This is a genomic window from Geomonas azotofigens (assembly GCF_018919395.1).
Lineage (GTDB): Bacteria > Desulfobacterota > Desulfuromonadia > Geobacterales > Geobacteraceae > Geomonas > Geomonas azotofigens.
This window is the reverse complement of the sequence record NZ_JAHLME010000002.1, coordinates 216774-230936: the sequence shown is the minus strand read 5'-3', so window position 1 is coordinate 230936 and position 14163 is coordinate 216774. Positions and strand designations below refer to the sequence as shown.

General features: G+C 57.3%; 15 protein-coding genes and 1 pseudogene. 9 read left to right on the top strand and 7 right to left on the bottom strand.

Annotation, left to right across the window (positions count from 1 at the left end):
* The first annotated feature begins 382 nt into the window (after positions 1 to 382).
* The 4 genes from KOL99_RS06050 (at position 383) to KOL99_RS06035 (ending at position 5160) form a co-directional block, all read left to right on the top strand.
* The gene (locus KOL99_RS06050; protein WP_216509584.1) at positions 383 to 2092 is read left to right on the top strand and encodes a 6-pyruvoyl-tetrahydropterin synthase-related protein; all 1710 of its coding nucleotides are present in this window, start codon (positions 383 to 385) and stop codon (positions 2090 to 2092) included.
* The gene (locus tag KOL99_RS06045; RefSeq protein WP_216509583.1) at positions 2085 to 3860 is read left to right on the top strand and encodes a hypothetical protein; all 1776 of its coding nucleotides are present in this window, start codon (positions 2085 to 2087) and stop codon (positions 3858 to 3860) included. The genes KOL99_RS06050 and KOL99_RS06045 overlap by 8 nt, the downstream gene beginning before the upstream one ends.
* Positions 3861 to 4028: 168 nt before the next feature.
* Complete coding sequence (locus KOL99_RS06040; RefSeq protein ID WP_216509582.1) at positions 4029 to 4349, top strand: hypothetical protein; 321 nt, start codon at positions 4029 to 4031, stop codon at positions 4347 to 4349.
* Between the two features lie 157 nt (positions 4350 to 4506).
* Complete coding sequence (locus KOL99_RS06035; RefSeq protein ID WP_236025848.1) at positions 4507 to 5160, top strand: hypothetical protein; 654 nt, start codon at positions 4507 to 4509, stop codon at positions 5158 to 5160.
* 162 nt (positions 5161 to 5322) lie between these two features.
* On the opposite strand, the gene KOL99_RS06030 is transcribed toward KOL99_RS06035, so the two are convergent.
* The 3 genes from KOL99_RS06030 to KOL99_RS06020 form a co-directional block, all read right to left on the bottom strand.
* Entirely contained in the window at positions 5323 to 5751 is a 429-nt protein-coding gene (locus tag KOL99_RS06030; protein WP_216509581.1) for a hypothetical protein, read from the bottom strand.
* A gap of 70 nt (positions 5752 to 5821) precedes the next feature.
* Complete coding sequence (locus KOL99_RS06025) at positions 5822 to 6352, bottom strand: GNAT family N-acetyltransferase (protein ID WP_236025847.1); 531 nt, start codon at positions 6350 to 6352, stop codon at positions 5822 to 5824.
* Positions 6353 to 6440: 88 nt separating this feature from the next.
* Positions 6441 to 6581, bottom strand: coding sequence for an addiction module protein (locus KOL99_RS06020; RefSeq protein WP_216510273.1), 141 nt, complete (start codon positions 6579 to 6581; stop codon positions 6441 to 6443).
* A 310-nt stretch (positions 6582 to 6891) separates the two neighbouring features.
* On the opposite strand from KOL99_RS06020, the gene KOL99_RS06015 reads away from it, so the two are divergent.
* Positions 6892 to 7173 carry a hypothetical protein gene (locus KOL99_RS06015; RefSeq protein ID WP_216509579.1) on the top strand — a complete coding sequence of 94 codons (282 nt, stop codon included), beginning with the start codon at positions 6892 to 6894 and terminating at the stop codon, positions 7171 to 7173.
* Positions 7174 to 7453: 280 nt separating this feature from the next.
* Here the strand turns inward: KOL99_RS06015 and KOL99_RS06010 are convergent, their stop codons facing one another.
* The 3 genes from KOL99_RS06010 to KOL99_RS06000 all read right to left on the bottom strand — a co-directional run bounded on the left by KOL99_RS06010 (position 7454) and on the right by KOL99_RS06000 (position 9665).
* Positions 7454 to 7765 carry a nucleotidyltransferase domain-containing protein gene (locus tag KOL99_RS06010; RefSeq protein WP_216509578.1) on the bottom strand — a complete coding sequence of 104 codons (312 nt, stop codon included), beginning with the start codon at positions 7763 to 7765 and terminating at the stop codon, positions 7454 to 7456.
* Positions 7765 to 8187 carry a nucleotidyltransferase substrate binding protein gene (locus tag KOL99_RS06005; protein WP_216509577.1) on the bottom strand — a complete coding sequence of 141 codons (423 nt, stop codon included), beginning with the start codon at positions 8185 to 8187 and terminating at the stop codon, positions 7765 to 7767. The genes KOL99_RS06010 and KOL99_RS06005 overlap by 1 nt, the downstream gene beginning before the upstream one ends.
* 101 nt (positions 8188 to 8288) lie before the next feature.
* On the bottom strand, positions 8289 to 9665 hold the full coding sequence (locus KOL99_RS06000; protein WP_216509576.1) for a sigma-54-dependent transcriptional regulator: 1377 nt from the start codon (positions 9663 to 9665) through the stop codon (positions 8289 to 8291).
* Positions 9666 to 9808: 143 nt separating this feature from the next.
* Here KOL99_RS06000 and KOL99_RS05995 point away from each other — a divergent pair, with 143 nt between their 5' ends.
* The 4 genes and pseudogenes from KOL99_RS05995 (at position 9809) to KOL99_RS05980 (ending at position 12877) form a co-directional block, all read left to right on the top strand.
* Positions 9809 to 10570, top strand: a complete 762-nt coding sequence (locus tag KOL99_RS05995) for a slipin family protein (RefSeq protein WP_216509575.1) — start codon at positions 9809 to 9811, stop codon at positions 10568 to 10570.
* Between the two features lie 146 nt (positions 10571 to 10716).
* Positions 10717 to 11211: pseudogene (locus tag KOL99_RS05990) on the top strand (class I SAM-dependent methyltransferase); the annotation flags it as partial.
* Positions 11212 to 11435: 224 nt separating this feature from the next.
* Positions 11436 to 12239: a glycosyltransferase gene (locus KOL99_RS05985; protein ID WP_216509573.1), complete on the top strand. Its 804-nt coding sequence runs from the start codon at positions 11436 to 11438 to the stop codon at positions 12237 to 12239.
* 122 nt (positions 12240 to 12361) lie between these two features.
* On the top strand, positions 12362 to 12877 hold the full coding sequence (locus KOL99_RS05980) for a ferritin (protein WP_216509572.1): 516 nt from the start codon (positions 12362 to 12364) through the stop codon (positions 12875 to 12877).
* A 184-nt stretch (positions 12878 to 13061) separates the two neighbouring features.
* Here the strand turns inward: KOL99_RS05980 and KOL99_RS05975 are convergent, their stop codons facing one another.
* A complete protein-coding gene (locus KOL99_RS05975; RefSeq protein WP_216509571.1) occupies positions 13062 to 14159 on the bottom strand; it encodes a peptidylprolyl isomerase in 1098 nt (365 codons plus the stop codon).
* Positions 14160 to 14163 lie beyond the last annotated feature (4 nt).

Genomic DNA, 14163 nt, shown 5'->3' with positions numbered 1-14163 from the left:
TATTGCCCGCGGCGCTGACTGGCTGGTAGTCGGAATCTGGTGCGTGTTTCAACGAAATACACTTACACGACGCCGACTATTATCAACTGCTTGTGGGCGGAGGGGCAAACCCGACCCTCTTCCCGAACGCCATGATCCGGTGCAGTACCGGCCGGGGTTACGGCTTCCCTATCCGCACAAAGTGGCGGACTTTTCGTGGCAGGAGCACGGCGCATACTACGACTACGTGCTGGTTCGCCAGGCGCCGCCGGAGGTCTATCTCCGGCTGGCCAGGTATTGTGATCTGTTCGCGAGGTCCGGCCCATGGGGGCTATTCAAGAACCGGACGGCTCGCAAGATACAAAACATCTCGCACCTTAGGCAACAATAATCTTCCAGCCTCATGGAACACCTGACCGGGAACCGCCTCAATATGCCGATCCTGCCAGTCACACTCAACGCTAAAGCCGGTTCCTGCGGGACTGCCACCGCTTGTCTGCTCATTGCGTTCACGGCGTTGTACTGCACCTTTCAGCCCGTGGTACGGATGGCCTTGCCGGTTTCACACGACATCGGTTTCCATCTCTTCCAGGCGGGCCAGTTCGCCGGCGCTCTCGGCAGCGGTACCATTATCCCGCATTGGCTAGGCGGGGCAAATAACGGCTACGGTAGTCCGAATTTCATCTTCTACTCGCCCCTGAGCTACTATTTCGCCGCGTCACTGAATTTGCTGGTCGGTTCTATCCCTGTCTCGATGGTAATAAGTACGTGGTCTGCTTTCTTCTTCTCGGGAATCGCCATGTCATGCGCCGCGGCGCGGCTGTCAGGCCGGGAAGGTGGTCTCTTTGCCGCCATTCTTTACCAGGTACTGCCGTTCCATCTTCTTGATCTTTATGCCCGCGGCACTTTTGCCGAGTTGTTCGCTTTCGCCTGGTTCCCCCTGGTTATCCTTTGTACGCACGGCATATTCACAGCCCCGGTAAAGCGGGCGTATTTTTCAGGATTGAGCCTGAGCTATGCCGGTCTGATACTGACCCACCTGGTATCCGGGTTTATCTTCACCTGGGTCCTTGGCGCATATCTCCTGTTCAATTACCATTTGCACAAGGATGGCAAGGCATTCCGCCTAGCTCTTTTCGCATTGGCCGTGGGGCTCGGGCTTTCGTCGTTCTACCTGCTTCCGGCCGTGTTGGAGCGCAGTTTCGTCCACATCGACTACATCGTGAAGTGCAGTGTCGGCGACTACAGGCAGAACTTCTTGTTCCTGCTCGACGGTCTCACGCAAGGGCTGCGCGATTTCAGGCTCATGCTTCACGCCGCGACCCTCCTGGAACTGGCCTTGTTCCTGGCGTTGGTACTGGCGCTTTCGCGAAACGTCAAAAAGAAGGACCTCTCGCAGCACTCCTTTTTCATCATGCTGTTCCTGATCGCCTTCTTTCTTACCATACCGCTGTCGCAACCGGTTTGGGGTCTGGTCCCCGGCTTGCCCACTTTGCAATTCCCGTGGCGCTGGATATCGATGATGGAGTTGTCGCTCTGTTTTTTACTCGGGAGGTTTATCTCATTGCGGGAGGCGGGTCCAGGGGCGGTCTCAGGCCGGTGGAGCAGGACCGTGTTCTACTGCCTGGGTGCCACCTTGCTGGTTTCGCTAGTCATCGTAGTCCGGAGCGACAAGACACATCCCAAAGATTACGCTGGCTATAGCGTGGCGCTGGAATATACGCCGAAAACCGTATCGGATCCCGACCAACTGCTGGCGCAAAAGCATGTGCGCGTTGTGACGCTTTCCGGCGTTGCCTCATCTGCGATAAGTAAATGGGACGCTGAACGAAGGAGCGTTGAGGTAAACGCCTTGACGCCCTCGATGCTCAGGATAGGGACTTCTTTCTACCCGGGTTGGGAGGCCGAAGTTGATGGTGTGAAGACACCGGTAGGGATCGAGAAGCAAAGCGGAGCGATGCTGGTCCGAGTGCCGCAGGGCAGGCACACCCTTACCCTGAACTTTGTCGACACGCCGGTCAGGCGCCTCGCGAAATACCTGTCGCTGCTATCACTGGCGACGCTTTTGCTCTATTGCCTCAGACAATATGTAATAGGCGGTTTCAATGACTGAGAAATCCACGCCAGCAGGCAGGCCGTACAATTCATCATTCGGTAGCAAAGGCAATCTCACCGTCTGGCTCGTCTCCGTATGTGTGATGGTCATCACTTCGATGCCCTATCTCTATGGTGAATTCTTGCGGGGTAGCCGGCCCGAATTCGGTTACTACTCCTGGTTCAACTACACTATCTCCGATCCTTGTGTCTACCTTTCCTGGATGCAGCAGGCGGCCGATGGGCACTTCTTTCATCGTAATTTATTCACGAACGAGTTCCAGCTAAACTACCAATTTAACCTGTTTTTTCTTTCCCTTGGCAGCATGGCGCGGATCACGGGTTTATCCACTATCGTGGTTTATCTGGTGGCCCGATTTCTCCTGGGTGTTTGTTTCCTGCGAGCTATCTGGTGGCTGGTCGGTCTTTTCCTTGAGGGGCGACAGTCCAAAATAAATGCTTTTCTTGTTGTTTGCTTTTCAGCGGGATTCGGATGGATCCCCGCATTCTGGCAATTGGATCGTCTGGGACCCGTGGATATCTGGCAGCCGGAGGCCATTTCATTCCTCAGTATTTACCTCTACCCCCTGTTTACAGTGTCCCTGCTTTTGATGGTCGGGATCGTCGGCTGGCTCATCACTGCAGAGCGCACCGGAGATCCTCGATACGCATTATTGGCAGGAATGTGCGGGCTTCTATTGGGGAATATTCATACTTACGATGTGATTCCAATTATGGCCGCATGGAACTGCTATCTGATCATACAGTTCGTAGTTGACCGCCGTATCGGTACCGGATCGTTGAAGAGGTGGGGTATTGTCAGCGGTCTAACCGCGGTTTCAACTGGTTACATGGTATGGCTTCTGAAAACAGAGCATGTATTTGCCAAACGCGTAGCTATAGAGACGTTGTCTCCGCCGCTTCTCATGTACTTGCTTGGATTCGGACCCGTTTTCATACTAGGCGTGGTTGGCGCGTTGAATCGTAGGAGGATGCCGGTATTCCGTACTGAACGTGTTGCGGCAAATTCGCTGGCATTTAATCCCCGGTGTTTTTTGGTGGTTTGGTTCATCGTTAACGTAGCGGTCTCATATCTCCCCGTGGCGTTTCAAAGAAAAATGATTATGGGCGCGCATCTGCCTCTCGCGATTCTTGCCGGCGCTGCACTTACCATGATGCTGACTCCTATTGGCCCAAATTGGAGAAGGATAGTGCTTTCTTGCATCATTATCTTTCTATCGTTATCAAATTTGCGTTTCGTTACCAACAGTATCGTTCTTCTCTCGAAGAATAAGGGATCGGAGAGGGGGGGGCGGGTGCGTCCTTTTCTTCTTGTGGGTGAAGTGAGTTCGCTTGACTGGGTTCGATCCAAGACACCACCTCAATCGGTCATCCAACCGCTCCCCTGGATTGCACTTGATCCATCGACAGGAAAATATGAAATTTTCGACTACACCTTGGCCTGTTTCACTCCGGGGTTGACTGGACATCCGGTCCACGCTGGTCACTGGGCTGAAACCCCGGATTTCATGAAGAAGATGGCTCTCTGGTCACGTTTCCTACAACCTGACACGTCGGAAGAGTGGCGGCGAGATTTTCTACGCTCAACAGGTGTGAAGTATGTGCTATTTAGCCAAAAAAGTATCGAATCAAGGGACCAAGATACTTACAAAGCCATTCTCGCACCTTTCCTCTCTGGGCAGCATCCTTCTCTGCGGATTATTCCAGAAGCGAGCAATCCAGACGTAAATGTTTACGAAGTTTCAAGCGGCCGTATATCCCTTTGAAGATGCATTTGGCGGTGAACTTTCCTTCGCATGAAAGAGCTTATCCGGCCCGTGCCCTGTGCAACCAAACATCTGAGTTAAAAAGTGTGAACTTTGGCGTCGTGCCCGTCATGTCGTCGTCGTATTTGTACACAGTGGTTTCCTCTATCTCAGAAATAGGAGTAGTTCATGAAGCTTAACCGAGTCCGTATGAAGTGGAAACTAAAATCGTTAGGGGCAGCCGTCATCTCTGTGGCCATCAGCGGGACGGCCCTTGCCGACACACTGGTCATCAAGTACGCCTCGGGGGAGAAACAGACCATCGAGCTGGCCGGGCACGCCAAAGATATTCAGGATATTACCGTCGGCGAGACCTCCGTTCCCCTCTCCGAAAAGGTAAGGGCACTCCTGCTCGGGAAGCAGTCCGCTCCCGCTGGCGGGAAGGAGTCGGCGGAAGCGCCAAAAAAGTCAGGCCCGAAGCTGAAATGGGCACCGCCGGTATCGGAGTGACCTGCCCCAAAGTGCGGCGCATATCCTGTAGTCGCACCGCAATGAAAAGACCTCGCTCTGTTGCTTGACATCCCGGAAGGTGCTCTATATCCTTTAGCACGATTAGTGTAGGTTAATCTTAACGGATAGCCAACGCACCACGGCAAAGGAGGCATCAATGGCCATGCAGAAGAGAATAAAGAGGGACTATCGTCGGCTTAGTCCTAAGGAGTTTCTTTCATTTACACAGAAGGTGCATCTCAGCCTGATTGGCAACAAGAACTATCCGGATTCGGTCTGGGGAGGCAATGCCGCGCTCCTGCAAAAGTTCGTCGAACTGGTTACGGCGCTGGCAACAGCCTACCGCCTGGCCAGTAATGGCGACCGGCTTCTGATCCGCGACCGGGACAAACTCATTGAAGAGATCATTGCCCTCCTCGATGAGATGGCCTCGTTCCTGGAGGCTGTGTCGATGCGGAACCCAGATGCCCTGTACACTACTGGATTCAACATCGCTCAAGAGCGTAGGACTTACCGCAGGACCAAGTTGCCTCTTGCCTCTCCCCCCGATTTCACTGTCACCAATTTAGGGGAACCGAGAAAAGCCATGGCTAGAGCAAGTTCATCGCCTGGCGCGTACAACCATGAGATTCATATCAATACCAAGGACCCTGCGAGCGAGTCGGATTGGTTCCACAAATCCATGTTCCCTGATGCCAAAAATATGCTCCTGGATGATCTTGAGCCGGGCAATACCTTCTTCAGGATGAGGCACCACGGTCCTGATGGCCCCGGGCCCTGGTCTTCGATCACCAGCGTCCTGATCTCTTGAATTCCCCCGGGAAACCTGCGAGGGTGCCGTCATGGCACCCTCCATTCACATCACCCCTCGTCTGGACTAACATCACCAACCATCTACCTGTGCCCCCTTAAGTTGGTCCCAGCGTCCCCAAACCACGATCTCCCCCTATCCAAGAAGCGCCAAACCGCACTATCAGGTGGCCAAATCCCGTAATTCCGGAGGCCTGATCCCCCTAACCAGGATGCCGCGCCCCCTAACCAGGATGCCGCGTCCCCTAACCAGGAGGTCGCGTCCCCTAACTAGGAGGTCGCGTCCCCTAACTAGGAGGTCGCGTCCCCTAACTAGGAGGTCGCGTCCCCTAACTAGGATGCCGCGTCCCCTAACTAGGAGGTCGCGTCCCCTAACTAGGATGCCGCGCCCCCTAACTAGGATGCCGCGCCCCCTAACTAGGAGGTCGCGTCCCCTAACTAGGATGTCGCGTCCCCTAACTAGGATGCCGCGTCCCCTAACTAGGATGCCGCGTCCCCTAACTAGGATGCCGCGTCCCCTAACTAGGATGCCGCGTCCCCTAACTAGGAGGTCGCGTTTCCTGGTGGTAGTCCTTGCTTCAGGGAAGGACACTGGCCATGGCAGCGGAAACCAGAGGAGGTGCCACCGACCTGATACACCTTCGGCAGGCCGGCGCGGTCAATCAGCCATCGATCGGATCGGCGGGTGTATCGAGCAACAACTGGTAGAAGGCGAGGTCGAGCCAGGCACCGAACTTGAAGCCGACTTGGGGGAGGGTGCCGACGTGCTTGAAGCCAAGCTGCTCATGCAGCGCGATACTTCCGGTGTTGGTCGCATCGATGCCGCCTATCATGGCATGCACCCCATTCTCCCTGGCCGCCGCTATCAACTCCTGCATCACCGCACGGCCCAGTCCATGCCCACGATGATCCTTGTGCACATATACCGAGTGTTCCACCGTGTATTTGAAAGCAGGAAAGGCACGGAAGGTGCCATAACTCCCGAACGCAAGCAACACCCCATCCCCGTCCTCGATACCGATAACCGGGAACCCGGCTGACTGTTTGCTCTCGAACCAGTTCTGCATGAATTGCCGTGTCCGCGGCTGGTACTCGTAGAGTGCGGTCGAGTGCACGATCGCGTCGTTGAATATTTCGAGTATCGCATCCACATGTCGCTCCAAGCTGCAGCGCACGGTGCTTTGTTCGTTCATCATGGTTCCTAGATCTTAAAGTTTTTTCCAGTACATCGGCTTTCGATGCATGTGCGCAATGGCTACAACGACAATTTCAACCTAACTTTCATGGCTTGTATTTTTCGAAAGCCTCGGATGCGGAGACGGAAGGGATTGTTCCAGCAAGGTAGCCTTCCCAGCGTTCAGTGGCTTCTTGTGCCCACTGCCCTTCAATTTCCTGGTCAGGCACGTCCAGTGATTGGAGCAGGTGGTGCCTAGATTAAATTAAAAGGCTGTATAAGTCAAAGAAGGATAGCTCGTTCTGTACATCGCCAAATGCTGACGCCCCCGAAAGGCGACAGGATCCGATCAATATCGGGAGGGAAAGGTGGACATCCCTAATTGTTCGATGTTTGCAGTGTGTTCGCCATTCGAATCTGAAAATCTCATGAATGCCGGGCGGGAACTATCAGTTGAGGCAGCTGTACCTGCTGTATGAAGAGAAGGAGACCCGGTAAAATCTGGTAAAATGTTTACCTGCTGCGATACCGCTGCAAAAACTGGAAAGGAGGAACACCATGGCGTATCTCGAGATCACGTTGAAGGTGTCCGATGAAAATCGGCCCGCCGCCGCTGAAGTGTACAAGAAGTACAAGGAACCATTCCTGAAGCAGATCAAGGGGGCGCAGTCGAAGCAACTGCTCGTCAGGGAGGAGGACGTCCAGGTTCTGCACGGTTTCGCCACTGTTGCCGATGCCAAAGCCTACCTCGAGAGCAAGCTCTTCACGAAAGATGTCGTGGAGGAACTCAGCCCGTACCTGCAAGACCAGCCCGAGGTTCGCATCTATGAAGTCATTTAAGTCCTGAGCAGTGCTTGTTCCCAATCCAATGACAAAAGGCACCTGGGCGTTGCCGGTGCCTTTTGTCATTTGGGTGCTGGGGTATGGGCTGTGGGCTGTGGGCGCTTATGCAAATTCAGCGGTCAGCATGGAATCTCCTATGGAGTTGTGTGCACTGGCCGGCAACAGGGGGTGAGGGAAAGGAAGAAGGAAGGGCAGGAGGGGCGAAAGGCTGCAGCGGCATGCCGAGGTGACGCATCTATTCGACCAGGGGGGGATGCTGAGCATGGCGGCACCGGTCTTAACTGGATGATCCTTGATAAAACAACACTCCGACCCGCTCGATATGATTCGTTAACTCCGCGTGATTCAGTCGGGCAAACAGGGAGAGGTCTATCTTGTAGGGCAATAAAAGGTCGTCAAGCTCTTCTGCAATGGAGCCGAGCTCGGACGTTGTGAGGAGTGTGCCGTAAAGGGTGAGGTCTATGTCGGACCCGGGCTTGAAATTGCCTTTCGCCCGTGATCCGTACAGGACGACCTTTTCGACACTGGGGTGACGGCTGAAAACATCGCAGATCTTTTCGATGGTCTCCTCGCTTAAGCCGTAGGGCATCAGTCGTCCTCGTCCGCAGCCAGCACAGTGAATTTTTCCGCCATCAGTTTAAATTGAGGGTAAAAGCGGGTAAGGACGTTGCCTACGATTTCCTCCGCCGTCTCTGGATTATAGGTGTGGGAACTGAGATTGCGAGCTTTTATCATGTCCATCCAGGCGGTACCGTCTTCTATGAGCCCGTTTTTGAAGGCCTCACGTGTCGCGTCTTTCGACCCGATGAGGCCGACAATTCCTTTCTCGTCCAGATAATCCTTCAGGACATTCCAGGCCAGCTCATGGGTGAACTCGAAGCCTTGAACCATGCCCTGTTCTTCCAGTTTGGTCAGTTGCCGTTCTTCCGCCAGTTGTACTGCCTCTGTCAAGATGTTCAGCGCCCTCAGGTAATTGTTGAAGCGCTGCTTCCAGCGAATACCTCCAGGCACGTCCGACTCCTTCTTTCAACGTTCGGGTTTTTCAATAGGTCTTTAGGGCGGTAGTGGGGCCGAGCGAAGAGCAGCAACAACAACGACAACTAACGGCGAGTCTACAGCGGCATACCCAGGCGGCGCATCTTTTCGACGAGGGTGGTGCGGTTGATGCTGAGCATGGCGGCGGCCCGGGCTTTGACGCCGCCGGACAACTGCAAGGCCTCGCCGATCATGCGCTTTTCGATCTCGCTGATGGCCTGCACCATGTCGATACCTGCCGGCGTGACGCTGACGGAGTGGGCGCCTTCCTGGTAGTTCTTGGCAATGTTGGCGGGAAGGTCGCGCAGGGTGATCACGTCGCCTTCGGTGAGGGCGACGATGCGCTCCATGATGTTCTCCAACTCGCGCACGTTGCCGTTCCACGGATACGCCTCCAACGCCTCGAGGGCCTCCTTGTCGAGGTGCATGGTGGGACGCTGCATGCTGCGGCAGTTCTTCTCCAGGAAATGACGGGTGAGGGGGAGGATGTCCTCGATGCGCTCACGCAGGGGCGGAATGAGGACGGGGATGACGTTAAGCCGGTAGAAGAGGTCCTCGCGGAAGTTGCCGCGCGCGACTTCCTCCTCGAGGTTCACGTTGGTGGCGGAGATGACGCGGACGTCGAGCTTGATCTGCTTGTTGGACCCGACCCGCTCGACTTCCTGCTCCTGGAGCACGCGCAAGAGCTTGGTCTGCAGGTGCATGGGGAGGGTGCCGATCTCGTCAAGGAAGATGGTGCCGTAGTTGGCGGCCTCGAATTTGCCGACCTTCTCCTTCACCGCGCCGGTGAAGGCCCCCTTCACATGGCCGAACAGCTCGCTCTCCAGGAGGTTCTCCGGGATGGCGGAACAGTTGACGGCGATGAAGGGCTTGTCCTTTCTATTGCCGTTGAAGTGGATCGCCTTGGCGACCAGCTCCTTGCCGGTGCCGGACTCCCCCAGGATGAGCACGGTGGAGTCGGTCTTGATGATCCTCTTCATGCGCGAGAAGAGCTGCTGCATGGCCTGCGAGTTGCCGATGATGTTGGCGAACTCGTACTTGTCCTGCAACTGCTTCTTCAGGTAGACGTTCTCGCTTAACAGCTGACCCTTCTCGACGGCCTTGTCGATGATGATGCGCAGCTCCTCGATGTTGAGGGGCTTGGTGATGTAGTCGTAGGCGCCTTTCTTCATCGCCTGCACGGCGGTCTCGGCGGAACCGTGGCCGGTGACCAGGATCACCTCGGTGCGCGGGGAATCCTGCTTCACCCGGGTCAGGATGTCGATGCCGTTCATGTCGGGCAGGAACAGGTCGCTGATGACGATGTCGAACGGCTCGCCGGCCAACTGGTCCAGCCCCTCCTTGCCACTGGAGCACCCCTTGATGGCGAACCCGCTCGCCTTGAGCAGGATGAGCATCGCCTCGCGGCTGCCGTCGTCGTCTTCTATGAGAAGTATTTTTATGGTGGGTTTCATTCGGTAGGTTCCCAGTGTTAGAGATTTCTTCAATAACATGGATGGCTGCATTTGGCAATACGCCAATTTGACGTAAAGCCTTGTTCCGATATACTTGGGCGGGTTTTTCTGCTTTTTAATAAGAGCTGTCCGCGGAGGGAATCATGAACGTGGTGAATGTGTTTCCGGTCCTGGTGGTCCTGTTCCTTGTCGTGGCATTTCTGGCCAACGCGATCCGCATTCTCCCCGAATACGAGCGAGGGGTTTTGTTCCGGCTCGGCCGGGTCAAGAAGGTGCGCGGGCCGGGCCTCGTGCTGATCATCCCGGGCATCGACCGCCTGGTGCGGGTCTCGCTGCGCATCGTCGCCATGGACGTCCCCTCCCAGGACGTGATCACCCACGACAACGTGACCGTCAAGGTTTCCGCGGTCGTCTACTTCCGCGTGGTGGACGCGGTGCGGGCGGTGGTCGAGATGGAGAACTACCTGTACGCGACCAGCCAGCTTTCCCAGACGACTCTCAGGAGCGTCCTGGGCCAGGTGGATCTCGACGAACTCCTCGCCAACCGGGAAAAGATCAACAAGGAACTCCAGGAGATCCTGGACCGGCAGACGGAGCCCTGGGGGGTGAAGGTCTCCACCGTCGAGGTGAAAAACATCGACCTGCCGCAGGAGATGCAGCGGGCCATCGCGCGACAGGCCGAGGCGGAGCGCGAACGGCGCGCCAAGGTCATCCACGCCGAGGGCGAGCTGCAGGCTTCCGAGAAGCTGGCCCAGGCGGCGCAGGTGATGGCCAACGAGCCGATGTCGCTGCAGTTGCGCTACCTGCAGACGCTGACGGAGATTGCGGCGGAGAAGAATTCCACCACGATCTTCCCGGTGCCCATCGACCTGATCAAGATATTCATGGAGCGGACGGGGAAATAGGATCCCTTCCCCCCGACCCTCTCCCGGGAGGAGAGGGGAGTCTGGACGTATCGAGGAGCAGTGGCCCGCAACCGTTGACTATGCACTGGCGATGTGAGACATTGGCGCCATCTTAACTGGACTGACAAGGGCATGGTTACGGCGGCATGGACCTGAAAGAGGCACAGGCGGGGCAGCACACGAGGCACCCATGGGAAACCGCCCGAGTGGAGGCGCTGCGCGACATCCTCTCGGAGCACCTGACCGCGGGAATGCGCATCCTCGATATTGGCTGCGGCGACGGTTTCGTTGCCGAGACTCTGTTCAGGGATGTCGCTGGCCGTGCCATCACAGCGGTGGACAGTAACCTTTCCCCGCGACAACTGGCGGAGTTCGCGGCGACCAAGGCGGGTATCACCTTCCGGAAGGAACTGCCGGAGGAGGGGGGCTTCGACCTGGTCCTTCTTTTGGACGTGCTCGAGCATATCGAGGATGACGGTCCCTTCCTCCACGGCGTGGTGCGGCGGCACCTCGCTCCCGCCGGCCTGGTCCTGATCACCGTGCCGGCCTTTCAGGGCATCTTCAGCGGACATGACGTCTTTCTCGGCCACTACCGCCGCTACAGCCTGCCGCAACTGGTGCGGGTCGCCGAGGCCGCCGGGCTGACGGTGCGTCGTTCCGGTTACCTGTTCGCATCCCTGCTGCTGCCGAAGCTGGTGCTCTTCAAACTGCTCAAAGCCGCCGACGCCTCCGAAGGGGTAGGGGGGTGGCGCGGAGGCGCGCTGATCACCTCTATGCTCCACCTGGCGCTGAAACTGGACAACAAGATGCTCTTTGCCGCGGGGCGCCTGGGATTAAAGATTCCCGGCCTCACAGGATGGGTGCTGTGCGAAAAACACGGATCGTAGTCCCCTGTTACAACGAAGCGCAGCGCCTTACCCCGCAGGCTTTCCTCGCCGCCCTGCACAGCGACCCCTCCTTGTCCTTCCTCTTCGTGAACGACGGCAGTACGGACGCCACCTCGGCGATACTGAAATCGATGAGGGATAGCTTTCCCGCCCAGGTCGATGTGCTCGATCTGGAGAGGAACTGCGGCAAGGCCGAGGCGGTCCGGCGCGGGATGCTCGAGGCGAGCGACGGGCCCTTCGATTACGTCGGCTACTGGGACGCCGATCTGGCCACGCCGCTCGAGGTCATCGCGGATTTTCGAAAGGTGCTGGAAGAGCGCCAGGTCGACGCGGTGCTTGGCTCGCGCGTGCGCCTTTTGGGGAGAAGGATCAGGCGCAGGCCGCTCAGGCACTACCTGGGCCGGATCTTCGCCACCTGCGCCTCCTTGCTCCTCGGCATGAACGTCTACGATACCCAGTGCGGCGCCAAGATCTTCCGCAATTCCACCGCGCTCAAGATGGTCTTCTCCGCCCCCTTCAAGGTGAGGTGGACCTTCGACGTCGAGATGCTGGCCCGCTTTCCCCTGGTGCTTGAGTGCTCCAGCGACGAGGTGAGCGCCAACTGGGTGGAGATCCCGCTGCAGGAATGGCGCGACGTCAAGGGGTCCAAGGTTCGCGGCGCCGATTACCTGACGGCCCTCACCGAGTTCGCCACCTTGCTGCTCTATCTGAAGACTCCCGCCGCAAGGATCTACAAACGCCATCTCCAGGGGGAGAGCCGCCCCGTCGATTCCCGTACCTGAGACCTGTCCTCCTCGCGTATACCTCGCTTGCCAACGGCACAGCCTTGGGTAACATAGTATCTGGACCCACGAAGAATGCTGTTCCAGACTATCTGCCATTTGATCTAAAGGAGGAAAACCCGATGCTGACCCAAAAGCTGGGCGCCGCTCTCAACAAACAGCTCAACAACGAACTTTATTCCGCCTATCTCTACCTCTCCATGTCTTCCTATGCCTCTTCCATCGGACTCAAAGGAAGCGCCAACTGGTTCATGGTCCAGTACCAGGAAGAGATGGTTCACGCCATGAAGTTTTACAATTACATCAACAGCCGCGGCGAGCACGTGAAGCTGCAGGCCATCGCCGCGCCGCCGGCGGAGTTCAAGAACCTTTTGGACATGTTCGAGCAGACCCTGAAGCACGAGCTCACCATCACGGCCTCCATCAACGAGCTTACCGACCTCGCCCTGTCCGAGAAGGACCACGCCACCAACATCTTCCTGCAGTGGTTCGTCACCGAGCAGATCGAGGAGGAGGAGAACGACCGGGATATCATCGGGAAGCTGAAGCTGATCGGGGACAACGGGCAGGGACTGTTGATGCTCGATACCGAGCTGGCGGCGAGGGTGTTCGTACCGCCGCCGACGACGGCGGCATAGGCCAAGGCCAAGGCAAATCCCCCCTGTCCCCCCATCGCACGGGGGGCGTGAGTTCGCGAGGGGCACTTCGTGGCAACGTAGCAGGCGCTTTCCGGACTCCGTTGGGGATGGAGGCGTAAATCCAGAACGAAAAAAGGGCCCGTATCGACGGGCCCTTTTTTGTTGCAGCAACGGAGGTGCGGGACTAGTTCTTCTCGATCTTCGCGGTCTTCTTCAACTGCTCGACGAGGCTCGACACTTCCTGCTGCACTTTCTGCTTTTTCAGGAAGTCGGCTATCTTGTCCTTCACGTTCTCGAACTTCTCGGCGCCGGCTTCCTGCTTGTCGGTGACCTTGATGATGTGGTAACCGAACTCGGACTCGACCACGCCACTCACTTCGCCGGTCTTCAACGCGAAGGCGGCTTTCTCGAAGGCGGGAACCATCTCCCCGCGACCGAAGGCGCCCAGGTCGCCTCCCTGGCTCGCGGAGGGGCAGGAGGACTCGGCCTTGGCGACGGCGGCGAAATCCTCGCCGGCCTTCACCCGCTTGAGCAGGGCCTCGGCCCGCTCTTTGGCGCGCTTGCGCTCCTCGGGGGTCGCCTTGGCGTCGGCACCCACCAGGATGTGGCTGGCGCGAACGGCCTCGGGCTGCTTGAAGTAGGCGTCCTTGTTATCCTCGTAGAACTTCCTCGCTTCGGCGTCGGTGGCCGCCGCCTTGGCGGTGAACTGCTGTTCGATGAAGTTGTTGATGACGATGTCCTTGCGGGTGAAGTCTTTCATGTCCTGCATGGTCATGTCGACGCTCTTGAGCGCCTCGATGAACTCCTGGTCGGTCTTGAACTTGGCCCGGTTCACGGACACCTTGTCGGCGATCTGCTTGTCCAGGTCGGGGATTTCGAGCTTTTTCGCCTCCTGGTACAGAAGCTCAACCGAGGTGAGCTGGTCCAGCACGGCGGCCTCGGCTTCCTTCTGGGCCTCGGGCGCCAGGGGCTGCTTCACCTGGCTTTGGGCCAGCATGACCTTGAGGGCGCGGTCCATGTCCAGCTTGGTGATCACGGATCCGTTGACGCGCAGCACCGCGATGTTGGCGGGGTGCTGCGACTGCTGGGACTGCTCGCGCAGCTGCTGCTCCTTGGCGAGTTCGGCGGCCTCTTTGAGCGGGTCCTTGCCCTGGTCTTTGGCAGCTTCTTTGGCCGCTTCCTTAACGGGTTCCTTAACGGGTTCCTGCGCGGCTGCGGGAAGCGTCAAGGCCAATAAGAGGGCTGCAGCGACGGGCACAGAGGATTTCTTGAAGGAAAACATGTAC

What these genes read in the sequence shown, in the direction of transcription:
- KOL99_RS06050 (WP_216509584.1), top strand. Translation starts at nt 383, where the DNA reads ATGGAACACCTGACCGGGAACCGCCTCAATATGCCGATCCTGCCAGTC.
- KOL99_RS05995 (WP_216509575.1), top strand. Translation starts at nt 9,809, where the DNA reads ATGAACGTGGTGAATGTGTTTCCGGTCCTGGTGGTCCTGTTCCTTGTC.
- KOL99_RS05980 (WP_216509572.1), top strand. Translation starts at nt 12,362, where the DNA reads ATGCTGACCCAAAAGCTGGGCGCCGCTCTCAACAAACAGCTCAACAAC.
- KOL99_RS05975 (WP_216509571.1), bottom strand. Translation starts at nt 14,159, where the DNA reads ATGTTTTCCTTCAAGAAATCCTCTGTGCCCGTCGCTGCAGCCCTCTTA.
- KOL99_RS06015 (WP_216509579.1), top strand. Translation starts at nt 6,892, where the DNA reads ATGGCGTATCTCGAGATCACGTTGAAGGTGTCCGATGAAAATCGGCCC.
- KOL99_RS06010 (WP_216509578.1), bottom strand. Translation starts at nt 7,765, where the DNA reads ATGCCCTACGGCTTAAGCGAGGAGACCATCGAAAAGATCTGCGATGTT.
- KOL99_RS06000 (WP_216509576.1), bottom strand. Translation starts at nt 9,665, where the DNA reads ATGAAACCCACCATAAAAATACTTCTCATAGAAGACGACGACGGCAGC.
- KOL99_RS06040 (WP_216509582.1), top strand. Translation starts at nt 4,029, where the DNA reads ATGAAGCTTAACCGAGTCCGTATGAAGTGGAAACTAAAATCGTTAGGG.
- KOL99_RS06045 (WP_216509583.1), top strand. Translation starts at nt 2,085, where the DNA reads ATGACTGAGAAATCCACGCCAGCAGGCAGGCCGTACAATTCATCATTC.
- KOL99_RS06025 (WP_236025847.1), bottom strand. Translation starts at nt 6,352, where the DNA reads ATGAACGAACAAAGCACCGTGCGCTGCAGCTTGGAGCGACATGTGGAT.
- KOL99_RS06035 (WP_236025848.1), top strand. Translation starts at nt 4,507, where the DNA reads ATGGCCATGCAGAAGAGAATAAAGAGGGACTATCGTCGGCTTAGTCCT.